Genomic DNA, 20,922 nt, shown 5'->3' on the forward strand with positions numbered 1-20,922 from the left:
CTTCACCGCACAGGACGATCCCCATGGCCCAGGCCGGCCCCGCCTCCGACGACGCCGCGGACGCGTCGCTTCCCACCGCGATCGTGTCGTTGCAGGTCATCGACGCACTGTCCAACGCGCCCCAGGGGCTGGGGGTGACCCAGCTGTCGCAACAGTTGGGCATGCCCAAGGCGCGTGCGCACCGGCACCTGCGTGCGCTGCGCGATCATGGCTATCTGCTCCAGGACCCGGTCACCAACCAGTACCGGGTCGGCTGGAAGCTCTATCTGCTGGGCAAGGCCTGCGTCGGGCGTTTCGACCTGACCACGCTGGCGAGGCCGGTGCTCGAGCGCCTGCGCGACGCTGTCGGCCAGACGATCGTCATCGCCTCCTATGCCGAGCAGGAGGTGGCGGTCATCGACGTGCTGCGCGGCACCTCGCCGCTGGAGATCAGCCTGCGGCCGGGCAGCCGCTTCCCCCACCATGCCAGCGCCCAGGGCAAGCTGGTGCTGGCCTACGGGCCGGCCGCGCTGCGCGAGCAGTACCTGGCGCAGCCGCTCGAACCCGAGACGCCGCGCACGATCACCACGCATGCGCGCCTGCGCAGCGAACTCGACCGGGTCCGCGACTGCGGCTGGGCGGACGCGCCCGAAGAACTGTTCACCGGCATCAACGCGCTGGCCGCGCCGCTGCTACAGGCCGGCGGTGCGCTGTTTGGCACCTTGGCCATCGTCGGCTCGATCCATTACCTGCCGGCCACGCCCGATCCGGCGCACGTGGATGCGTTGCGTCGGACCGCCGCCGAGCTGTCGACGATGCTGGGTTACGCCGGCGCCTGACCGGCCTGCAGTCCGGCGAGAAATCGCCGCGGCGCACCGTCGAAGCCGCCGTTGGACATGAACACCACGTGGTCGCCGTCGCTCGCCAGCTCGGTGAGGGCGTCCAGAAGCGCGTCGGCATCGGGCACCGTGCGCGCCTGGCCGCGCACCGCCTCGACCACGCGCCCCGCGTCCCAGGCCAGTTCCGGCCGGTGCAGGAACACCACCGCATCGGCGGCCTCGAGTGACGGCGCCAGGGCCTGGGCATGCGCGCCCAGCCGCATCGAATTGCTGCGCGGCTCCATCGCCACGACGATCCGCGCCTCCCCGACCTTCGCCCGCAGCCCGGCCAGCGTGGTCGAGATCGCGGTGGGATGGTGCGCGAAGTCGTCGTAGACGGTGACCCCGCGGGCGCGGCCGAGCAGCTCGAGCCGGCGCTTCACGCTGCGAAAGCGCGCGAGCGCCGGCAACACGTCCGCCGGATCGACGCCGACCGCCGCGCACGCAGCCAGCGCGGCCAGCGCATTGAGCACGTTGTGGTCGCCGAGCAACGGCCACTCGACCGTGCCCACGTCCACGCCACGGCGGCGGACCCGGAACGCGCTGCCGTCGGCGGCGATGCGTTCGGCGCTCCAATCGAACGCGGGATCGAAGCCGAAACGCTCGACCGGCGTCCAGCAGCCCATCGCCAGCACCTCGCCCAGGCGCGCGTCATGGCCATTGACGATCAGCCGTCCGCGGCCGGGTACGGTGCGCACCAGGTGATGGAACTGGCGCTGGATCGCGGCGACATCGGGGAAGATGTCGGCATGATCGAATTCGAGGTTGTTGAGGATCGCCACCGTCGGACGGTAGTGCACGAACTTGCTGCGCTTGTCGAAGAACGCGGTGTCGTACTCGTCGGCCTCGACCACAAACACCGGTCGCCTCGGCGCGGCCGCGCCTTCTGCCTTCGACGACGCCGGATCGGCCGGTCCACCCAACCGCGCCGAGACGCCGAAGTCCTCGGCCACGCCGCCGATCAGAAAGCCCGGCGCGCGGCCGGCGGCCTCAAGCAGGAAGGCCAGGATCGTCGTCGTCGTGGTCTTGCCGTGGGTGCCGGCGACCGCCAGCACCTCGCGTCCGGGCAGCACCTGCTCGCTGAGCCACTGCGCGCCCGAGGTGTAGGCGCGGCCGGCGTCGAGCACCGCCTCGACCGCAGGGTTGCCGCGCGAGAGCGCGTTGCCGATCACCACCTGGTCGACGTCGGCGCCGATGTACGCCGGGTCGTAGCCCTGGCGCAACGCGATGCCCAGTTGCTCGAGCTGGGTCGACATCGGCGGATAGACCGCCTGATCGCTGCCCTCGACCGCATGACCGAGTTCGCGTGCGAGCGCCGCGACGCCGCCCATGAAGGTGCCGGCGATGCCGAGGATATGGAGTTTCACGGGTGGGAAGTCCTGGACGGGGCCGCACGGCGCCGGGCGGCTGCGGCGCGCGCGGACGACCGACGGCCGCGCCGGGAGAAAGACAGGCACCGCAGTCGCGCCGCCGCTGGACCCGGCGGCGCGCTGGGCGCGGCTCAGGCGGCGGCGTCGGCCTTGCCGATCGCCGCGACGATGCGCGCGAACACCTCATCGAGCGGACCGACGCCGTCGACCACCGTCAGCTGGCCGTGGTCGCGGTAGAAGCCGATCACCGGCGCGGTCTGCTGGTCGTAGACATTGAGGCGGTGGCGCACCGATTCGGGACTGTCGTCGGCACGGCCTTCCGCCTTCGCCCGACCGGCGAGCCGCTCGACGATCTGCTCGTTGTCGACCTCCAGCTGCACGGCGGCATCGAAGGTCTGGCCCAGTTTGGCCAGCAGCGCATCGAGCGCGGCGGCCTGGGCGAGGTTGCGCGGGTAGCCATCGAGGATGAAACCGGCGCGGGTGTCCTCGCGCGACAGGCGATCCTCGAGCATGCCCAGCAGGATCTCGTCGGAGACCAGGTCGCCGCGGTCCATCACCGCCTTGGCCTGAAGCCCCAGCGGCGTGCCGGCGGCGACTTCGGCGCGCAGCAGATCGCCGGTGGAGATGTGCGGCACCTGCAGGTGTTCCTTCAGTCGTGCGGCCTGCGTGCCTTTGCCCGAACCGGGCGCTCCGAGAAGAACCAAACGCATCGAACGCTCCTGCAAGTGTGGGGAGCCCTCCGGTCCTGCGGCTACACTCGGGCAGGGCGGCGAACGGCCGCACCAGCTTAACGTATCCCGCCACGACCCGAATCGACGAGGCCTGCGATGCCCTCCGGAACCCTGCTCTACGCCCAGTCGGGCGGCGTGACCGCCGTCATCAACGCCACCGCCTCGGCGGTCCTGCAAGAGGCCCGTGCGCAAGGCGTGCGCGTGCTGGCGGCGCGCAACGGCATCCTCGGCGCGCTGCGCGAGGATCTGGTCGACGCCTCGCGGTTGCCGATCGCCGCGGTCCGCGCACTGGCGCACACGCCCGGCGGCGCGTTCGGCTCGTGCCGCCACAAGCTCGGCACGCTCGAGGCTGACCGGGCGCGCTACGAGCGCCTGCTCGACGTGCTGCGTGCACACGATGTGCGCTGGTTCCTCTACAACGGCGGCAACGACTCGGCCGACACCGCGCTCAAGGTCTCCAAGCTGGCGCGGGCCTTCGACTACCCGCTGACCTGCATCGGCGTGCCCAAGACCGTCGACAACGACCTGGCGGTCACCGACTGCTGCCCGGGCTTCGGCTCGGCGGCCAAGTACACCGCGGTGTCGGTGCGCGAGGCGGCGCTCGACGTCGCCGCGATGGCCGACACCTCCACCAAGGTCTTCGTCTACGAGGCCATGGGCCGCCATGCCGGCTGGCTCGCCGCGGCCGCGGGTCTGGCCGGCCAAGGCCCGGACGAGGCCCCGCAGCTGATCCTGTTCCCCGAACGCGCATTCGACGAAGCCGACTTCCTGGCCAACGTGCGCCGCGTGGTCGAGCGCGTGGGCTGGTGCGTCGTGGTCGCCAGCGAAGGCATCCGCACCGCCGACGGCCGCTTCGTCAGCGACGCCGGCGGCGGCCGCGACGCCTTCGGCCATGCCCAGCTCGGCGGCGTCGCCGCGCACCTGGCCGGCCGGGTCAAGGACGCCCTGGGCCTGAAGGTGCACTGGGCGCTGCCCGACTACCTGCAGCGCTCGGCCCGGCATCTGGCCTCCAAGACCGATGTCGAGCACGCGATGGCGGTCGGTCGCGAAGCGGTGCGCTTCGCACTCGCCGGTCGCAACGCGACCATGCCGGTGATCCGGCGCACCTCCGACGCGCCGTATCGCTGGAAGATCGAGGCCGCGCCGTTGGAGAAGGTCGCCAACCACGAGAAGACCATGCCCGCCGGCTTCATCCGCCGCGACGGCTACGGCATCACCGCGGCCGCGCGCCGTTATCTCGAACCCCTGGTGCGCGGCGAGGCGCCGCCGCCCTACGGACGCGACGGCCTGCCGAAATACGTGACCCCGGCGTTGACCCCGGTGCCGCGCACGCTGGCCGACTGGGACGGCTGAGCGGCACGATCGACGCATCGCCCGTTCATCGTGCGGCCGCCCGGGGCGGCGCTATATTGAACCCCGCCCGATCGATCGTGCAGGCCCTTCGATGACGTCCGATGCCGGTGTCCGACGCGATCTCCAGCATCTGCGCGAACTGCTCGACCATAATTCCGACTGGGCCTGGGAGGTCGACGCGCAGGGCCGCTACACCTACTGCTCGCGCATGGTCACCGCCCTGCTCGGCCATCCGCCCGAGGCGATGCTCGGGCGCACCCCGTTCGAGTTCATGCCGCCAGCCGAGGCCGCCCGCGTGGGCGAAGCGTTCGCGGCCATCATCGCCGAGCGTCGTGCGTTCTCGGGCCTGGTCAATCGCAACCTGCATGCCGACGGCCGCGTCGTGGTGCTGGAAACCAGCGGCGTGCCGTTGTTCGACAGCGCAGGAGAACTCCGCGGCTACCGTGGCATCGACCGCGACATCTCCGAGCTCGGCGAGCGGGTGCTGCGGCTCGAGGCGGTCTACGACCACGCCGCCGTGCCGATGAGCACGGTCGACACCACCGGCACCGTCGTGATGGGTAACCGGGCGATGGCCGCACTGTGCGAGCACGACGGCCCGCTCGCCGGCCTGCGCTTGGCCGATCTGCTGCCCGACGCGGCGCACTGGCTCGAGGCCGATCTGGCGCTGGCGCGCGATGGCCAACCGCTGCCGACCCACGAATTCGCCTGGCGCGCGCGCTGGCTGTACGCCGCGCCGCACGCGCTGCACGACGCGCTCGGCCGCGTGGCCGGGCTGTCGATCGCCTGGATCGACATCACCGCCCGCCGCCAGGCCGAGCAACTGCTCACCGAGGCCAATCGCCGGCTCGAAGGCTACGCGCGCCAGGACTACGTCACCGGCCTGTACAACCGTCGCGACCTCGACGAACGGCTGGCGCTGGAGATCGGTCGGGCGCGGCGCGACGGCAGCGCACTGTCACTGTGCATGGCCGACGTGGACTACTTCAAGGGCTACAACGATTGTCTGGGTCACCTGGCCGGGGACGACTGTCTGCGCACGATCGCCGGCGCACTGCGCCGGGCGGTGTCGCGGCCAGGGGATGCGGTGAGCCGCTACGGCGGCGAAGAGTTCGTCGTGGTGCTGGCCGGCACCGACGAGGCCGGCGCGGCGCATGTGGCCGAACGGTTGCGCGCGCACGTGGAAGCGCTGGATCTGGCGCATCCCACCAGCCCGCTCGGCCGGGTGACAGTCAGCGTCGGCGTGGTCACCTGCCGACCGCAGCGCGACCCGGTCGCCACCGACGCCGCCCCTGCAGTCGCCGGACTGCTGCGCCTGGCCGACCATGCGCTGTATGCCGCCAAGCATGCCGGCCGCAATCGGGTGGCCACCGAACCGCTGCCGTCCACATTGCCGGTCTGAGCGGCGCGGCGTCCCCGTCGCGGCAGAATCACCGCTCACATTCATGCCGCCGCCATTGAATCGCGCGGTCGACCCCCGATCTTGTTCGGCTCAGCCCTGATCGGCACCGCCCGGCCCACGCTCGATGCCCGAACTGCCCGAAGTCGAAACCACCCGCGCCGGCCTGGCGCCGCATGTCGAGGGCCGTCGCATCGTGGCGGTCCAGATGCGCCGGCCGGACCTGCGCTGGCCGATCCCGTCCGAGGTCGCCGCGCAGTTGCCGGGCCAGCGCATCGACGGCATCCGCCGCCGCGCCAAGTACCTGCTGCTCGACACCGCGGCCGGCAGTGCATTGCTGCACCTGGGCATGTCAGGCAGCCTGCGCGTGCTGACCCCCGATGTACCGTTGCTTGCGCACGACCATGTCGACATCGCGCTGGATTCCGGGCGCGTGCTGCGTTTGCACGATCCTCGTCGCTTCGGCTGCCTGCTGTGGCAGCCGCCGGGCCAGACCCACGCGTTACTGCAGGGCCTGGGCCCCGAACCACTCGGCGAGGCCTTCGACGGCGACCATCTGTTCCATGCCAGCCGCGGCCGGCGCGCGCCGGTCAAGGCGATGCTGATGGACCAGCGCATCGTCGTGGGGGTCGGCAACATCTACGCCGCCGAGGCGCTGTTCGCGGCCGGCATTTCGCCGCTGCGCGAGGCCGGCAAGATCTCGCGCGCCCGCTATGTACGCCTGGCCGACGAGATCCGCCGCATCCTCGCTTACGCGATCCAGCGCGGCGGCACCACACTGCGCGATTTCGTCACGCCGGGCGGCGCACCGGGGTACTTCGAACAGGAGCTGTTGGCGTATGGCCGAGGCGGCGAGCCCTGTCCGCGCTGCGGTGCCGCGATGCGCCAGGCATTGATCGCCCAGCGTACGACCGTCTGGTGCCCCCGCTGCCAGCGCTGAGCCGCTACAAAGGCAATTCGGGCTGGGCCGGTTCGATCCGGCCTTCGCCGCGCGCGATCCGCTTGAACTCGGCGCGGCTCACCGACACGTAGCGCTCGTTGCCGCCGATCTCGACCTGCGGGCCGTCGTGCACCGCGTAGCCGCGCTCGTCCACGCGCACGGTCATCGTCGCCTTCTTGCCCGTGTGGCAGATGGTCTTGATCTCGCTCAGTTCGTCGGCCCAGGCCAGCAGCGCCTGGCTGCCTTCGAACAGCTCGCCGCGGAAATCGGTGCGCAGGCCGTAGCACAGCACCGGGATGCGCAACGCATCGACGACCTCCGACAGCTGCCAGACCTGGGCGCGGGTCAGGAACTGGGCCTCGTCGACCAGCACACAGTCGATCCTGGGCACGTCCTCGCCGACGCCCAGCGCGCGCACGCATGCGAGCAGGTCGTCGTCGCGGTCGAACGCGATCGCCTCGGCCGACAGCCCGATCCGTGAGGCCACCCGCCCGACCCCGGCGCGGTCGTCGAGCCGTGGGGTCAGGATCGCCACGCGCATGCCGCGCTCGCGGTAGTTGTGGGCGCTCTGCAGCAGCGTGGTGGTCTTCCCGGCGTTCATCGCCGAGTAGTAGAAGTAGAGCTTGGCCATCGGCGGATTCTACCGGCCAAGGGGCCAGCGCCGCCGGCCGGTACACTATGCGTCGCTAGACAGATGCCCCATCCGATGCACGGTCTGAATCCCCAACAAGCCCAGGCCCTCGGCCACGTCGAGGGCCCGCTGCTCGTGCTGGCCGGCGCGGGCAGCGGCAAGACACGCGTGATCGTGGAGAAGATCGCCCACCTGATCCAGTCCGGGCGCTACCCGGCCAAGCGCATCGCCGCAATCACGTTCACCAACAAGTCGGCCAAGGAGATGCGCGAGCGCATCGCCAAGCGCCTGCGCGGCGACGCCGCCGACGGGCTGACGATCTGCACCTTCCACGCGCTGGGTCTGAAGATGCTGCAGATCGAGCACGCCAAGCTGGGGCTGCGCCGCGGGTTTTCGATCTTCGATGCCGACGATGCCGCCGCGCAGATCAAGGACCTGCTGCCTGGCGCAAAGCCCGATGTGGTGCAGGCGATGCAGGGCCTGGTCTCGCGCGCCAAGAATGCCGGGCTGTCGCCCGAGCAGGCGCACGCGGCGGCGACCAGCGCGCGCGAGTTCGAGGCCGCCGCGCTTTACGCCCGCTACCAGGAGCGCCTGGCCGCGTTCAACGCCGTCGACTTCGACGACCTGATCCGCTTGCCGGTACAACTGCTCGAATCCGACGAGGACGCGGTGCTGGGCTGGCGCGAGCGCATCGGCTACCTGCTGGTCGACGAGTGCCAGGACACCAATGACGCGCAGTACCGGCTGCTCAAGGCGATCGCCGGGCCCAAGGGCAATTTCACCTGCGTGGGCGACGACGACCAGAGCATCTATGCCTGGCGCGGCGCCAATCCCGAGAACCTGGCCGCGCTGGCGCACGATTACCCGACGCTGCGCATCGTCAAGCTCGAGCAGAACTATCGCTGCAGCAATCGCGTGTTGCGCGCGGCCAACGCGCTGATCGCCAACAACCCGCACGAACATCCCAAGACGCTGTGGAGCGCGCAGCCCGACGGCGAGCGCATCCGCGTGTGGGAGTGCCGCGACAGTGCGCACGAGGCCGAGAAGGTCGCCGGCGAGATCCACTTCCTGCAGTCCGCGCGCAAGGCCGAGTGGAGCGAGTTCTGCATCCTGTTTCGCAGCAATCACCTCTCGCGGCCACTGGAAAAGGCGCTGCAGCTGCTGCGTGTGCCCTACCACCTGAGCGGCGGCACCGCGTTCCTGGACCGCGGCGAGGTCAAGGACGCGATGTCGTGGCTGCGCGTGCTGGCCAACCCCGACGACGACTCGGCATTCCTGCGCGCGGTGCAGTCCCCCAGCCGCGGTGTCGGTCAGACGACGCTGGCCAAGCTGGCCGAGCTTGCGCGCAGCGCCCAGATGCCGATGTCGCGGGCGATCGAATCGATGGGGCTGCTCAAGCAGCTGACCCCGCGCGCGGCCAATGCGCTGAGCGAGTTCGCCGACATCCTGCGCGAACTGCGCGCCGACGCGCGCCACATGCCGCCGGGCGATCTGGTACGCAAGCTCAACGAGCGCTCCGGCCTGATCGCGATGCTGCAGGCGCAGTGCAAGAGCGAAGAGCTGTTCCGGATCCGCCGCGGCAACCTCGACGAACTCGCCGACTGGTTCGAAGGCGCGCGCGGCGCGGGGCCAGGCGAACTGGCCTCGCAGCTGGCGCTGCTCACGCACGCCGACAAGGGCGATGCCGGCAACCAGGTGCGGCTTATGAGCATGCACGCCGCCAAGGGCCTGGAGTTCCGCTACGTGTTCATCATCGGCATGGACGACAACACCCTGCCGCACGAATCGAGCATCGACGAGGGCCGCATCGACGAAGAGCGCCGGCTGCTGTACGTGGGCATCACCCGCGCCAAGGAACAGCTGTGGCTGTCGTATCCGCGCGAGACCCAACGCTGGGGCCAGAAGCTGCGGCTGACCCCCAGCCGGTTCTTCGAGGAACTGCCGGCCGCCGAGATCCAGCGCGATGGCGCCGACCCGGTCGCCGACGCGCAGCGCAAGCGCGAGCGCGCCAACCACGGCTTCGCCTCGATCAAGGCGCTGCTCGACAGTTGAGCGACGGCGGCCGCTGCGGCCACCGCCGCGCCGGCGTCAGGGCGAGGTGTGCCCACCCGGTGCGAGCGTGGCCAGGGCCTCGCGCAGCGCCGCGACCTCGGCCTCGAGCGCCTCTACGCGCGCCACCAGCGCCTCGTCGCTGCGCACGGCCTCGCCCCGTGGCTCGGGCATCGGCAGGCTCTCGACATCGACCGGCCCACACAACAGATGCGCGAACCGCTCCTCGCGGCGCCCCGCGCCCGGCGGGATGCGCACCAGCAGCGCCTTGGCCGCCATCCGCTCCAGATGATGGCGCACGTCCTCGATGTCGCCGAAGGCGTGCAGTCGCTCGCTGCGCGCCTGCAGTTCGTGCGCGGTCTGCACGCCGCGCAGCAGCAGCACGGCGAGCAGCGCGATCTGGGGCGGCGGCAGGTCCAGCAGGCTGCCGACGCTGTGCTCGTAGCGCTCGGCACGCGACGAGAACGACTGCCGCGCCAGCCGATGCTGCTCGAGCTGGCGCAGCGCGTGATGCGTGTCGCCGAAGCTCAGCGCCATCACCGGCTCGCGCGCGGTCTTCTGATTGGCTGCCGACTGCGCGGCGTTGACGGTGAGCGGATAGACGTCGGGCGTGGTCGCCTGTTTCTCGATCAGGCAGCCGAGCACGCGGGCTTCGGCGGGGCTCAGTTCCGGCCAGCGGGCGGTCTGGTGCATATCGGCTCCTGTCGGACGGGGCCGGCATGATGGCCCGAGTGCGCCTGGATGTCATGCTGGCGTGAAGAGCTGCGGTTACACTCCCTGGCCGATCGATCCCAGGCTTTCTGCGATGCGCACAACGCTCCCCGCCCTGACCCTGCTCGCCAGCGCGCTGCTGATCGCGGCCTGCAAGCCCGTGGCGGCGCCCGCCGACGCCCCAGTCGCCGCCCCGCAGCCCGCCGCTGCGCCCGTCACCGATGTCAGCGCGCCCGCCGACAACCTCAACGCGGTGCTGTGGGTGCAGCGTTCGGAGGAGTACCGCGCCAACAGCCTGTCGCTGTTCCGCGCGGCTGCCGACCACCTCGATGCGGCCCTGGCCGAACCGAACTGGGATGCACTGGTGCCGGCCGAGCGCGAACTGGCGGGCGACGCGCGCGCGCTGCCGCCTGCAGTGATCATGGACATCGACGAGACCGTACTCGACAACTCGCCCTACCAGGCACGTCTGGTGCACAACGGGCTGGAGTACGACGAGGTCACCTGGGCGCAGTGGGTTGCCGAGAAGAAGGCCCGCCCGGTTCCCGGCGTGCTCGAGTTCGCCAAGGCCGCCGAGGCCAAGGGCGTGACCATCCTCTACCTGTCCAACCGCGCCCAGCATCTGCAGGAGGCGACGCTCGCCAACCTGCGCGCCGAAGGTCTGCCCGTCAAGGACGACAGCGTGTTCCTGGGATTGGGCACGCACGCGGAAGGCTGCGAGCAGCACGGCAGCGAGAAGACCTGTCGTCGTCGCCTGGCCGGCCGCCAATATCGGGTGCTGATGCAGTTTGGCGACCAGCTCGGCGACTTCGTCGAAGTGCTTGCCAACACGGGCGAGGCCCGCACGCAGTTGCTCGACGAGTATGGCGACTGGTTCGGCGAACGCTGGTGGATGCTGGCCAATCCGACCTACGGCGGCTGGGAGCCGGCCCAGTTCAACAACGCATGGGACCAGCCCGCGTCGGCCCGGCGCGCCGCCAAGCGCGCGGCCCTCGATCGGGCGCAGTGATCCGAGGCAGGCATGCGGCCTGGTCCTCAACCACTTAGATGGCAAACCTGAAGCATTGCGTCAGCTTTCTGAACCCGTTAAGCTGAACGGGTCAACACCGAGTCCTCCGGCATCGTCCGGTTCAGGGAGACCCCGAGGGTCTCCCTTTTTTTGTCTGGTGCGCGCAGTGGCCGGCATCGCGCCCCGCAAGGCGGCCGAGGCGCAGCGCACATCGTCCGACAGGCACTCACACCCTGGGGTCGGCCCCAGGGTGTGAGTGGAAAAGCGTTCGACTACCTTCGGGGGGTCCGGCTCCGCACCACCGACCCGGTCATGCCGCCCCCGAGGCCTCGTCGTGTCGCTGATCAGTGAAATCCACAAGCACGCCTCCGCCGATCTGGGCAGGCTGTCCGGGCTGCTCGGCAATGGCCCGGGCGGCAACGGGCACGGCATCGGCCCGCAGCTCGGCAACGCGTTCTCGAACACGATGAAGGGGCTGACGTCCAACCTCTTCCATCAGCAGTTTCCCGGTGTGAACTTCGGAAACGGCCCGCGGCCCACGCAGGGCGGCGCGCCGGCGGCGGATGCACGCCCGACCCTGCCCACGCCACCAGGTGGCCCGACACTGCCCGCCCCGCAGCTGCCTGCACTGCCCGGCAGCCAGCCCGCCCACGGCGGGAACGGGGCTCACTCGCATGGCGGCCATCCGGCCGGCCCCAACATTCCAACCCCCGGCGGCATCCCTGCCGGCCCCGGACTCGGTGGCGGTCTACCGGGCCCGGCGCGGCCCGATGGCGGTCATGCCCCACACCTGCCGTCCCCTGGTGGCCCGACATCCACGCCGGGCCAGACCGGACTGCTACCGGCGCTGGGCAACCTGCTGGGCAACGCCGCGAATGCAGTCCGCCAACTCCTGTCCCCGGGCACAGCGCTGCCGCCTGCCTTCCAGTCGGGACCGCCGGGCGGCGGTCCGGTCGCAACACCGCAGACGTTGCCGACGCAGCTCGCCTCGACCGCCAACCAGGTCGTTCGCGCACTCACCAACGCCGTGCCGCAGACTCCTGCCACCGCGCCCCCCGGCACCGCGACGAACACTGTGGCGCTGCCGGCCGCAGCGCCCGGACAGACGGCCGCCACGCCGGCAGGGGTGGCGCAACAGCCGTCCGCGACCCCACAGACACTCGCCCAGCAAGCGACGATGCCGCAGACGGCATCGCCGCCGCCCACTGTCCCGGCCGCACCCGCGCAGGCGCAAGCCACATCCACGCCGCTGCCTGTGCCGCCGCAGGCGCCGCCCGCGCAGCCGCAACAGGCGGGGACCGCACCCGCGCCCCCGGGCAATCCGGCCATGGACCGCAGCGCCGTGCCACAGCAGGCCGCGCCCCCGACGCAGCCCGCGATCGCCAACGCTCCCGCCGGTACGACCCTGGCCGCAGTGCCGGCCGCGGTCATGGCGACCCAGGCGCCGGCGACACAGCAAGTCGCCGGCAACACCCAGATCGCAGGCAATCCCCAAGCCACGGCACCGGCGGCCGGCGAGCGTGGCGGACCGTCGCGCGTCGACTTGGTGGCCACCGGCGTCTACACCGCCGACGGCCCTGGCCTGCGCCGTCGCAACCGGTTCAAGGTCGGACCCGCCGACATCGGCCAGTGGATGGTCGCCCTGGCACAGGGCCGGCGATTGCTGATGCGGCCCCACGACGACCTGCCGGCCGAGATCGCGCGCGCGATGCAGTGGCTGTTCTGGACGCTGGCTCTGGTCGCCTACGGCTGCCTGGGCCTGGTGCTGGTCAGCGTGCTGCTGAGCATGGGCGAGATGCCCGCCGCCCCCGCGATGCGGCGCTGGAGCAGCGAACTCGCGTTCGCGGGTCTGGCGGCCGCCTGCGGCGCATGGTGGCTGGCCCGCCGGCTCAATGCCCCGGCACGCGGCGCGGCCGGCCCCGTCCGCCGATAGATTTGCCCGTCGCAAGCCCGGCGGGCCTGTTACCCGGATCTCAGCCGCTCCGCGTGCGACCAGGCCGTCGTCGGTCAGCTCGATACGCTGCTTATCGATGCCGCTACGCATATGTCCTCGTCACACCATCGGCATGGCATCACTCAAGGCGTATACACCGGGACCTGCACCGTGCTCATCGCGCCGCTCCCAATGTTGGCGATCATGCGGGGCTGATAGACAACGTGTGGACAGTTGCCCTGCCCACGCTGCACCACCGTCATGCGCGTCCCATCGCCGCGCACCTGGCGTCGCTCGAGCTCGTAGGTGAATCGAAAACGCGACATCTCTGCGCCTGGCCCCGCTGCTCGCGTGGCCCCCGGTTCAATCGCGACCACAAGCGTGCCTTGGGACCCCATCAAGCGACCGGACAACCCATAGCGATTCTGTTGCACCGTGCCGCCCCCCGTGATCTGTCCCTGCGCGTCAATGTCGATCCGGATGCCGCCGGCCTCGGCATGCCATCCCTCCGGCCCTACACGCCCTTCGGCAATGAAGCCCGCATTGCCGGCGCCTGCATCCTGCCCAGGCACACCCGCAACTTCGCCATGCACGATCAACTGGACCCGATCGCCCCCCATCCTTTTGAAGGCAATGCTGCCCTCGCCCGAGGCGCGCATCGCGGGCCTTCCGTTGGACGGCGTTGCGCGCACATCGAGCGTGCCGACATACGGATCATCGGTCGCGAGAAACGCAGGCTCCGCTTCCCCGCAAGCGGGAACGGACAGCATCACGAGTGCTACACCGGACAAGCGCCACATCAGTGTCATGACGACCCCGATTCAACGTCGTATGCCATCCCAGGACGAGCCGCCTCCAAGACCGGCATGGGTTGCTGAAATGACGAAGGCTGGAAGGATAAATCCCCCCAGCCTTCACCGGCCACGTGTCACCTACTGCCTACGAGCGCTCGAGGAATTGCGCTTCACGATTACCGCGCTCAGCGCGCGACGAGGCCGCCGTCGGTCAGTTCGATGCGCTGCAGATCAATGCCATTCCCCTGCAGGCCCCTGCGCACGCCCGAAGCCAGAGTCGCCAGCGCTTCGCGATTGCCCTGGCGCTTCATCGTTTGGTACGACAGCGCCGACACCATCGTGAGATATGCCGTGCGCTCGGCCTGTGCCTGCTTGGCCGCATCACTCATGCCGGCGATCTGCGGCACGGCGGCCAGGGGACCGATCAACTGACGACGCACCGCGCGTTGCCCCTCGGGCACGCGTGCCGAGTCACGGTCGTTGGCCACCTCCCACGAGATCAGCAGATGCGCGGCCAGCACATCGCCGAGATTGGTCGGGTCGTACCCGTAGCGCCGCAGAATGCCATCGAACTGGCGCAGCAACTCGCCTGAGCCGATCACTTTTTCAAGATCGGCGACCTGCTGCGTGTTGCGGCCAAACGCCTGGATCGTCTCCTGCTGCACCCGTGCGCTAATGGCTGGGTCACGCCGGAACGACAGGGTCTGGACGGCCTGTGCATCGACCTGCGCAGGTGCCGGCCGAGAGACCGCCTGCTGCAATGCACGTTGCACGGCGGCATCGCCATCGGCAGCGTTCACAACCGCGGTCGCCAGCAGCAGAGCAAGGCTCGCCAACAGCGCCATACCTCGCGCAACGCGTAATCTCGACTCTTCAATCATTTGTAAATCTCCTTCGTGAGGACGGCACCTGATGCGCCGCAGTGATGGGGTCTCAGTCACCGCCCCGCCGGCAGCCGCTCAACGGCTCTCCCGCTAGACCCATTGCGGCGCGGTGCGGCGAGCGTGCGGGCTGTGCCACGTCTGCATGAGGCCGCTCAAGGCGTACACACCGGGACCTGCACCGTGCTCATCGCGCCACCACCGATGTTGGCGATCATGCGCGGCTGATAGACGACATGAGGACAATTGCCTCGCCCGCGCCGCGCCGTCATAGGTGTCCTGTCACCGCGCATCTGCCGTCGTTCGAGCTCGTAGGTGAAACGAAAACTGGAGATCTCTGCGTCTGGTCTAGCTGCTCGCGCGGCGCCCGGCTCAATCGCGACCACAAGCGTGCCCTGCGATCCCATCAAGCGACCGGACAACACATAGCGATCGTGTTGCACCGTGCCACCCCCGGTGATCCGTCCCTGCGCATCGATATCGATGCGGATGCCGCCAGCCTCAGCATGCCATCCGTCCGGCCGTACACGTCCCTCGGCAATGAAACCCGCGTTGCCAGCACCGGAGGCCTGTCCAGGCACCCCCGTGACTTCACCGTGCACGATCAGTTGGACACGATCACCCCCGACCCTTTTGAACGCAACGCTGCCCTGACCCGAGGCCCGCATTGCAGAACCTCCGTTGGCCGGCGTCGCGCGCACCTCGAGCGTGCCCACATAGGGATCGTCGGTTGCGAGAAACGCAGGTTCCGCTGCCCCGCAGGCGGGAACGCACAACACCACCAGTGCCAAACCAGATAAGCGCTGCATTAGTGCCATGACGACCTCGATTCAAAGTCGTATGCCGGCCCGAGGACAAGCCGCGTCCGGGATCGGCATGAGGTTTCTGAAATGACGAAGGCTGGGAGGATAATCCCCCCAGCCTTCGCTGACCTCGTGTCGCTTACTGCTTACGAGCGATCGAGGAATTGCCCTCACCGATGCTCTTGATGATGGTCGAGATCGCGTCCATCAGCATCTTCATCTGCTGGCCCATCGCCTGCATCTCAGAGTTGAGCTGCGTCAGATTGCTGTCTTCCACAGCTTCGCCGTCATTGCGGGCCTTGGCTTCCTTGTTCATCTGCTGATCGATGCGCTTGGCCTGATCCACGATACCGTCACCCAGACGATCAGCCATCTTGCCCAGCATCGTGGCCAACGCCACCAACCAGCTGCCAGTAGCCGCCGACGAACCCTTGTTCACCGCCTCAGTGTCTTTCACCTGAGAGTTGAAGTGGTTCATCGTCAACGCGTAGGAAAATTCGATTCCGCTCATCATCGTTCTCCAGTTTCACTATTGAAAAGAAAAATTCACAGCGAGGGCTGATTCCGAAGCCAAGCAAGTGCGCTTTCCTCGCCATCGTGTCGGCAGCGACGCCCGAACTCCAGAGCGCGCTGTACGTTGTCCTGCTGCAGAGGGCGCATGGCTTCGTCAAGACGCCGGATGAGGTCGTTGGTCTCGTCCTCGGATACGGCGCCGACCTTGTGCAACGCTTCGACGGCCTGAACCCATTCGCCACGCGGCGGCACCACCGGATCGCCATCCACATGCTCGGCGGCATGGTCGAGTGCCGCCTTCAATTCACTGCGCAGACCCGCCAAGTCCTCGCCTGCGCTCGCTTCTTGCGCATCGAACGATGCCATCAGCGATTCGACTAGTGCCTGACGGTCGGCGGTAGGCGCACTGGCAACCCGCGGGACCGCGACGCTGCGGTCGCGCAGCGCAAGTTGCGCGTTGTCCAGATCGTCCTGTGTGGGGTTGTTCTGCACGTTAGATCCTCGATTGCAATTGCAGCCTTTCGGCCGATTGCCCATGGATTGGATCCTAACCGTCGCCGCGAAGGAGGAAAGCTAGGTCGAACCCTAGGACGCCTGTCCGGCGCATTGGAAGCGTTCAGCCTCGACGCCTCGCCGGCTAGGTCTTCCTACCGCATGCGTCGTAAATCCGTGTCAACGCTCTGCGCGGTTACCGGCATCGCATCAATCGCCGCGTTGCGTGCCATTGGGCTGGCGTGGACGAACGTGCCTGCAGTTGGATCGGTGCTGGTGAGCGGGTGGAGCGAACTGATTAAACGAAAGGGCGCATGACGCTGTCGTCACGATGGCCGACCAGCCACGCCGACGGCAAATACCATACCGGGGCCTGTTGGCCCCGGTATGGATCGCACATCGGAAGGCATCAAGGCCCGACTTCGATGGTACTCAGCGAGTTGACCATGCGCCTGGCATCGGCGCCTTCCCGCTCGCCCATTTCGCGAGCCTGTGCCCCCAGCCAGGCATCAGCGGCCTCCCGGCCTTCGCTCTCAGCGCGCCGCTCGTACTCGGGCACGAGCGCCTTGAGCTCCTGCTGGACGACGTCGAGACGCTCGTCCATATGCCGGATCAGCACGGTCTCGTCGTCGGCAGAGATCGCGCCTTGTTCACGCAATTGCGCGAGGCCGTCGATCCATGCCTGGCGCTGGGCCTGCTGGTCGTACTGCATGGGTCAGTTGCCCACGCCGAAGTTGAAGCTGAAGCCGCCCTTGAAGCCGTCGCTGACGGCGTCCTGCGCCGACTGCGGCAGACCCATCGACGAGAACAGGCTGTCGAATGCGCTGCTGAACACCTGGCCGATCAGATCGCCCAGCATGTTGCCGAGAATGCCGCCCAGCGGGCCGCCCAGCGCAGTACCGATGACGGAACCGATGGCGTCGGAAATGGCACCTGACATGATGTGTCTCCTTATCGATTGATGATGATGACTGAGAGGTACAACGAAAATCGTGCGCGTCGGGGCTGGTGGAGCGGTGGGCCGATCGCGGCTGCAGGGCAAGTCTGCGCCGGCATCAAACACCGCGCATCTGGGACGTACCCCATCTAGGGTCCGCCCTAGTTCACGCCCCAGGCGTGACAGTTGCCCCATTTAAGTCCGGCGCATTCGCGCTATAACGGCGACCACGATGTCCGCTCACGACCCACACGCCGCGCCCCCGCCCGAAGAGGCGCTGCCGCAGTTCTCCAAGGCGGATCTGCCGGCCAATGGCCGCGACTATCCCGCTGAGGTGCAGCTGCGCAGCCGCCGCATGCAGCTGCGCGGCTTCGCGTTCCGGCACGTGCTCGAACTGCTGCAGCTCGGCCGCGAGGAGCGAGTGACGCGCCTGCTGCTCGACAATCGCCTCGACTCCCTCGACAACGCGATGGGGTTGGTGGTGTGGGCCAACCGCATCTATCGCGAGCGTCCGGGCTTGGGCCTGTGGCGCGCCGGCGATCGCTGCGACCGGTTCATCGGCATGTTCTCGCTGGTGCCGCTGGGCACCACGCGCGATGTCTCGATCGGGGTGCGTCTGTTGCCGTCGGCGTGGGGACGCGGCTATGCGATCGAAGGTGGCGCGGCTCTGTGTGCGCATGCGTTCGACGGACTGGGGCTCGAGGACCTGGTGGCGCACTGCGCACCGGATAATCGGTCGGTGCCGCCGCTGTTGCTGCGGCTGGGCTTCGAGGAAATCGATCCCGGCATGCACTTCGGCAAGCCGGCGCGCCGGTTTCGCTTGCGGCGCGAGGACTGGCGCGGCCTGCGTCCGCGTCGGGAGGGCGTGGCCCCAAACGCGCAGCGCGACACGTCGGCGCAGCCTCCGGCGCTGTGATCGGCGCAGAAGCGGCCCGCCTGAGGGCAGGCCAATGGCGCGCGGTCAGCCGTGGAAGTGCGGGTCGATCGTCAGCGTGCCGAGATTGCGCTCGGCGAAGCGGCGGGCCAGCTGCGGCCCGGCTTCGCGGATGGCGTCGAAGCTCTCACGCGAGCGGCTGTCGGCGCGCAGCACCCAACCCTCGCCCTCCCGCGTGAGCAGCAGATCGGTGCCCGGGAGCGTGGCATCGGACATGCGCAACAGCACCTGGCCGTCGCCGCCGGACTGGCGCGCATCGTGGACCGCGAGCTGGCGGACGTGCCGTTCCATCATGTCGAGCAGTTGCCCCGGATCGGCGGGCACTGGGGCCGCGGAAGGCTGCGGCGCCGCGGCGCCGTCGCGCAGCGCCATGTGCACCTGCAGCATCGCCGCCGATTCGGCCGGCATGGGCTGCGACGACAGCCCGGACTCGTGCTGTTGCCGGAGCGTGCGCGCATCGAGCACCTCGGCCACCGACTGGCCGGTCTTTGCCGCTTCCTGGCGACTGGCCTGTTCGGCCAGCAGCATCTCGTCGGACTGGCCCTCGCCGGTCTGCATCGGGACCTGCTCGAGCCCCACATTGCCGCCCTTGGCCTGCTGCATCAGCGAGCGGAACTGGTCGACCTGCTCGCGCGGCGCGACGTCGCGCGGGTCGGCCTTGGCCTGGCGATCGACCTGACGGTTGCGCGCCGACTGGTCCGGGGGCCGGGGGGTCGAATCGTTGCGTTGAATCGTCATCGTCGTCTCCTACGGTTTGGCTAGCGGCGCGCCAGATGGCGCGCCTGCATCAGATCTTCGGCGGTGGCCTCTTCCTGGCGTGCCTGCAACCCGCGTTGTTCTCCGCGCCACACATCGCGCCGCTTCTCCAGCGCATCCTCGCGGGCCTTGGCGCGGAAAAACGCATCGCGCGCGGCCTGCAGGGCCTGCTCGGCCTCGCGCACCGCGTCCTGGGCCTTGGCCAGGCGCGCCTGGGCGCCGACGATCTGCTCGCCGATCAGTTCGATATAGAGCTCGCGCTGGCTCAGCGCCGCCGGCCATGGCACGCCGGCTGGCGGCGGGTCGAGCAGACGCGCGCGATGCTGCGCGCGCGAGGCACGCAGTTCGTCGATCTCGCCCTCGATCCGCTGGCAGACGTCCTGGCATTGCTGCAGTGCGCGCTGGCGGTCCAGCACCACACGCCGCGCCGCCTCGGTGCGATGCGCACGCAATTGCAGCAGCGTCTGCAGCGGATAACGTTTCATGCGAACAACTTCCGCAAGGCCGCCGACGAAGTGTCGAACGGCACCAGTTCTTGTTCGGACTGTTGCAGCAGCGCGCGAATCGCACCGATCTTCTCGATCGCCAGATCGGCGTCGGGATCGGTGCCGCGCTTGTACTCACCCAGCTGCACCAGCAGCTCGATGTCCTGGTGCTTGGCCAGCAGTTTGCGCAACTGCCCGGCCGCGCGCAGATGCGGCTGCTCGACGACCCTGGGCATCGTGCGGCTGAGACTGGTGAGCACGTCGATCGCCGGATAATGGTAGGCAGCGGCGAGCTTGCGCGAGAGCACGATGTGGCCGTCGAGGATCGAGCGCACTTCCTCGACGATCGGGTCGCCGCCATCCTCATCCTCGGCCAGCACGGTGTAGAACGCGGTGATCGAGCCCTTGTCGTTGTTGCCCGCACGCTCGAACAGCTTCGGCAGCTCGCTGAACACCGAGGGAGGAAAGCCGCGCCGGGCCGGCGGTTCGCCAACCGCCAGGCCGACATCGCGCAGCGCGCGCGCAAAGCGGGTGACCGAATCGACCAGCAACAGCACGCGCTTGCCTTGGTCGCGGAAATACTCAGCAACCGCGGTGCCGACCCACGCGGCGCGACTGCGCTCCAGCGCAGGCCGATCGGACGTGGCGACGACGATGACCGATTTGGCCAGGCCGGCCGCGCCGAGATTGTCGTTGATGAACTCGTTGACCTCGCGGCCGCGCTCGCCGACCAGCACGACCACGTTGACGTCGGCGTCGCCGCCCCGGGCAAGCATGCCCAGCAGCGTGCTCTTGCCGCCGCCGGCTACGGCGAAGATGCCGATGCGCTGGCCTTCGCCGGCGGTCATGACGGTATCGATGGCACGCACGCCGGTCGAGAACGGGCGCTCGATCAGCGCCCGGCGCAACGGATTGGGCGAGGCAGCGTAGATCGGTGCATCGACCGTTGGACCGATCGGTCCCAGGTCGTCGATTGGCGTGCCGTGGGCATCGAGAATGCGCCCGAGCAAGCCGTCGCCGACCGGCACCGACGCCTGACGGCCGGAGGCATAGACCTCCGTCGTTGCCGCGATTCCGTCGAGCGGACCCAGCGGGGTCAGCACGGTGTGCTGGCGCGACACGCCGACGACCTCGGCTGCCAGCTCGAAGCGGTTGTCGCCCGGATTGCGCAGATGGCACAGCTCGCCGATCGCCGCGCGCAGACCCGTCGCCTTGATCAGCGTGCCATAGGCCTCGCTGACCCGGCCCACGCGCTCGATCGCCTGGACCTTGCCCAGCGCGTGCAGCAGCGGGTCGTGCGCGGGCGCCGGTGCGCCGACGGCATCGAGTGCCGACAGGGCGAGA

21 protein-coding genes are annotated in these 20,922 nt (G+C 69.2%); 8 read left to right on the forward strand and 13 right to left on the reverse strand.

The genetic code is table 11. The annotated features are described in order from the left end of the window. Positions 1-23: 23 nt before the first annotated feature. Entirely contained in the window at positions 24-818 is a 795-nt protein-coding gene (locus BEN78_05385; GenBank protein ASR42897.1) for a hypothetical protein, read from the forward strand. Here the strand turns inward: BEN78_05385 and BEN78_05390 are convergent. After that, positions 803-2,188: a UDP-N-acetylmuramate:L-alanyl-gamma-D-glutamyl-meso-diaminopimelate ligase gene (locus tag BEN78_05390; GenBank protein ID ASR44934.1), complete on the reverse strand. Its 1,386-nt coding sequence runs from the start codon at positions 2,186-2,188 to the stop codon at positions 803-805. The genes BEN78_05385 and BEN78_05390 overlap by 16 nt on opposite strands. 170 nt (positions 2,189-2,358) lie before the next feature. Next, complete coding sequence (locus BEN78_05395; GenBank protein ASR42898.1) at positions 2,359-2,937, reverse strand: adenylate kinase; 579 nt, start codon at positions 2,935-2,937, stop codon at positions 2,359-2,361. A gap of 117 nt (positions 2,938-3,054) precedes the next feature. Between BEN78_05395 and BEN78_05400 the strand changes: the two genes are divergently transcribed. The 3 genes from BEN78_05400 (at position 3,055) to BEN78_05410 (ending at position 6,650) form a co-directional block, all read left to right on the forward strand. Next, on the forward strand, positions 3,055-4,311 hold the full coding sequence (locus BEN78_05400; protein ASR42899.1) for a 6-phosphofructokinase: 1,257 nt from the start codon (positions 3,055-3,057) through the stop codon (positions 4,309-4,311). A 91-nt stretch (positions 4,312-4,402) separates the two neighbouring features. After that, positions 4,403-5,713, forward strand: coding sequence for a hypothetical protein (locus tag BEN78_05405; GenBank protein ASR42900.1), 1,311 nt, complete (start codon positions 4,403-4,405; stop codon positions 5,711-5,713). A gap of 124 nt (positions 5,714-5,837) precedes the next feature. Then, complete coding sequence (locus tag BEN78_05410; protein ID ASR42901.1) at positions 5,838-6,650, forward strand: DNA-formamidopyrimidine glycosylase; 813 nt, start codon at positions 5,838-5,840, stop codon at positions 6,648-6,650. 4 nt (positions 6,651-6,654) lie between these two features. Here BEN78_05410 and BEN78_05415 read toward each other — a convergent pair whose 3' ends face one another. Then, positions 6,655-7,281, reverse strand: coding sequence for a thymidine kinase (locus BEN78_05415; protein ID ASR42902.1), 627 nt, complete (start codon positions 7,279-7,281; stop codon positions 6,655-6,657). 75 nt (positions 7,282-7,356) lie between these two features. On the opposite strand from BEN78_05415, the gene BEN78_05420 reads away from it, so the two are divergent. Next, the gene (locus tag BEN78_05420; protein ID ASR42903.1) at positions 7,357-9,333 is read left to right on the forward strand and encodes an ATP-dependent DNA helicase Rep; all 1,977 of its coding nucleotides are present in this window, start codon (positions 7,357-7,359) and stop codon (positions 9,331-9,333) included. A gap of 36 nt (positions 9,334-9,369) precedes the next feature. Here the strand turns inward: BEN78_05420 and BEN78_05425 are convergent, their stop codons facing one another. Continuing rightward, positions 9,370-10,023 (reverse strand): hypothetical protein, encoded by a 654-nt coding sequence (locus BEN78_05425; GenBank protein ID ASR42904.1) that lies wholly within the window; start codon positions 10,021-10,023, stop codon positions 9,370-9,372. A gap of 112 nt (positions 10,024-10,135) precedes the next feature. On the opposite strand from BEN78_05425, the gene BEN78_05430 reads away from it, so the two are divergent. Both BEN78_05430 and BEN78_05435 read left to right on the forward strand, forming a co-directional pair. Next, positions 10,136-11,050 carry an acid phosphatase gene (locus BEN78_05430; GenBank protein ID ASR42905.1) on the forward strand — a complete coding sequence of 305 codons (915 nt, stop codon included), beginning with the start codon at positions 10,136-10,138 and terminating at the stop codon, positions 11,048-11,050. Positions 11,051-11,384: 334 nt separating this feature from the next. After that, a complete protein-coding gene (locus BEN78_05435; protein ID ASR42906.1) occupies positions 11,385-12,983 on the forward strand; it encodes a hypothetical protein in 1,599 nt (532 codons plus the stop codon). 143 nt (positions 12,984-13,126) lie between these two features. Here BEN78_05435 and BEN78_05440 read toward each other — a convergent pair whose 3' ends face one another. The 6 genes from BEN78_05440 to BEN78_05465 form a co-directional block, all read right to left on the reverse strand. Further along, complete coding sequence (locus tag BEN78_05440) at positions 13,127-13,792, reverse strand: hypothetical protein (GenBank protein ID ASR42907.1); 666 nt, start codon at positions 13,790-13,792, stop codon at positions 13,127-13,129. Between the two features lie 170 nt (positions 13,793-13,962). Then, positions 13,963-14,622, reverse strand: coding sequence for a hypothetical protein (locus BEN78_05445; protein ID ASR42908.1), 660 nt, complete (start codon positions 14,620-14,622; stop codon positions 13,963-13,965). A 978-nt stretch (positions 14,623-15,600) separates the two neighbouring features. Next, positions 15,601-15,939 (reverse strand): hypothetical protein, encoded by a 339-nt coding sequence (locus BEN78_05450; GenBank protein ID ASR42909.1) that lies wholly within the window; start codon positions 15,937-15,939, stop codon positions 15,601-15,603. 68 nt (positions 15,940-16,007) lie between these two features. After that, positions 16,008-16,466 (reverse strand): hypothetical protein, encoded by a 459-nt coding sequence (locus BEN78_05455; protein ID ASR42910.1) that lies wholly within the window; start codon positions 16,464-16,466, stop codon positions 16,008-16,010. Between the two features lie 409 nt (positions 16,467-16,875). Next, a complete protein-coding gene (locus BEN78_05460) occupies positions 16,876-17,178 on the reverse strand; it encodes a hypothetical protein (GenBank protein ASR42911.1) in 303 nt (100 codons plus the stop codon). Positions 17,179-17,181: 3 nt separating this feature from the next. Next, positions 17,182-17,406: a hypothetical protein gene (locus BEN78_05465; protein ID ASR42912.1), complete on the reverse strand. Its 225-nt coding sequence runs from the start codon at positions 17,404-17,406 to the stop codon at positions 17,182-17,184. A 229-nt stretch (positions 17,407-17,635) separates the two neighbouring features. Between BEN78_05465 and BEN78_05470 the strand changes: the two genes are divergently transcribed. Beyond that, a complete protein-coding gene (locus BEN78_05470; protein ASR42913.1) occupies positions 17,636-18,319 on the forward strand; it encodes a hypothetical protein in 684 nt (227 codons plus the stop codon). A gap of 45 nt (positions 18,320-18,364) precedes the next feature. On the opposite strand, the gene BEN78_05475 is transcribed toward BEN78_05470, so the two are convergent. Genes BEN78_05475 through fliI form a run of 3 tightly spaced genes read right to left on the reverse strand, consistent with a single transcriptional unit; the run spans position 18,365 to position 20,867 of the window. Further along, complete coding sequence (locus BEN78_05475; GenBank protein ID ASR42914.1) at positions 18,365-19,075, reverse strand: hypothetical protein; 711 nt, start codon at positions 19,073-19,075, stop codon at positions 18,365-18,367. Between the two features lie 20 nt (positions 19,076-19,095). Next, a complete protein-coding gene (locus tag BEN78_05480) occupies positions 19,096-19,578 on the reverse strand; it encodes a hypothetical protein (GenBank protein ID ASR42915.1) in 483 nt (160 codons plus the stop codon). Then, positions 19,575-20,867, reverse strand: a complete 1,293-nt coding sequence (gene fliI / locus BEN78_05485) for a flagellum-specific ATP synthase FliI (protein ID ASR44935.1) — start codon at positions 20,865-20,867, stop codon at positions 19,575-19,577. Before fliI ends, BEN78_05480 begins: the two co-directional genes overlap by 4 nt. Positions 20,868-20,922 lie beyond the last annotated feature (55 nt).

Source organism: Xanthomonas citri pv. mangiferaeindicae (genome assembly GCA_002240395.1).
Taxonomy (GTDB): Bacteria; Pseudomonadota; Gammaproteobacteria; order Xanthomonadales; family Xanthomonadaceae; genus Luteimonas; species Luteimonas citri_A.

Excerpts from the sequence above, each read along its gene's own strand:
- BEN78_05385 (ASR42897.1), top strand. The coding sequence starts at position 24 with ATGGCCCAGGCCGGCCCCGCCTCCGACGACGCCGCGGACGCGTCGCTT.
- BEN78_05390 (ASR44934.1), bottom strand. The coding sequence starts at position 2,188 with ATGGGCGGCGTCGCGGCGCTCGCACGCGAACTCGGTCATGCGGTCGAG.
- BEN78_05395 (ASR42898.1), bottom strand. The coding sequence starts at position 2,937 with ATGCGTTTGGTTCTTCTCGGAGCGCCCGGTTCGGGCAAAGGCACGCAG.
- BEN78_05400 (ASR42899.1), top strand. The coding sequence starts at position 3,055 with ATGCCCTCCGGAACCCTGCTCTACGCCCAGTCGGGCGGCGTGACCGCC.
- BEN78_05405 (ASR42900.1), top strand. The coding sequence starts at position 4,403 with ATGACGTCCGATGCCGGTGTCCGACGCGATCTCCAGCATCTGCGCGAA.
- BEN78_05410 (ASR42901.1), top strand. The coding sequence starts at position 5,838 with ATGCCCGAACTGCCCGAAGTCGAAACCACCCGCGCCGGCCTGGCGCCG.
- BEN78_05415 (ASR42902.1), bottom strand. The coding sequence starts at position 7,281 with ATGGCCAAGCTCTACTTCTACTACTCGGCGATGAACGCCGGGAAGACC.
- BEN78_05420 (ASR42903.1), top strand. The coding sequence starts at position 7,357 with ATGCACGGTCTGAATCCCCAACAAGCCCAGGCCCTCGGCCACGTCGAG.
- BEN78_05425 (ASR42904.1), bottom strand. The coding sequence starts at position 10,023 with ATGCACCAGACCGCCCGCTGGCCGGAACTGAGCCCCGCCGAAGCCCGC.
- BEN78_05430 (ASR42905.1), top strand. The coding sequence starts at position 10,136 with ATGCGCACAACGCTCCCCGCCCTGACCCTGCTCGCCAGCGCGCTGCTG.
- BEN78_05440 (ASR42907.1), bottom strand. The coding sequence starts at position 13,792 with ATGACACTGATGTGGCGCTTGTCCGGTGTAGCACTCGTGATGCTGTCC.
- BEN78_05445 (ASR42908.1), bottom strand. The coding sequence starts at position 14,622 with ATGGCGCTGTTGGCGAGCCTTGCTCTGCTGCTGGCGACCGCGGTTGTG.
- BEN78_05450 (ASR42909.1), bottom strand. The coding sequence starts at position 15,939 with ATGAACCACTTCAACTCTCAGGTGAAAGACACTGAGGCGGTGAACAAG.
- BEN78_05460 (ASR42911.1), bottom strand. The coding sequence starts at position 17,178 with ATGCAGTACGACCAGCAGGCCCAGCGCCAGGCATGGATCGACGGCCTC.
- BEN78_05465 (ASR42912.1), bottom strand. The coding sequence starts at position 17,406 with ATGTCAGGTGCCATTTCCGACGCCATCGGTTCCGTCATCGGTACTGCG.
- BEN78_05470 (ASR42913.1), top strand. The coding sequence starts at position 17,636 with ATGTCCGCTCACGACCCACACGCCGCGCCCCCGCCCGAAGAGGCGCTG.
- BEN78_05475 (ASR42914.1), bottom strand. The coding sequence starts at position 19,075 with ATGACGATTCAACGCAACGATTCGACCCCCCGGCCCCCGGACCAGTCG.
- BEN78_05480 (ASR42915.1), bottom strand. The coding sequence starts at position 19,578 with ATGAAACGTTATCCGCTGCAGACGCTGCTGCAATTGCGTGCGCATCGC.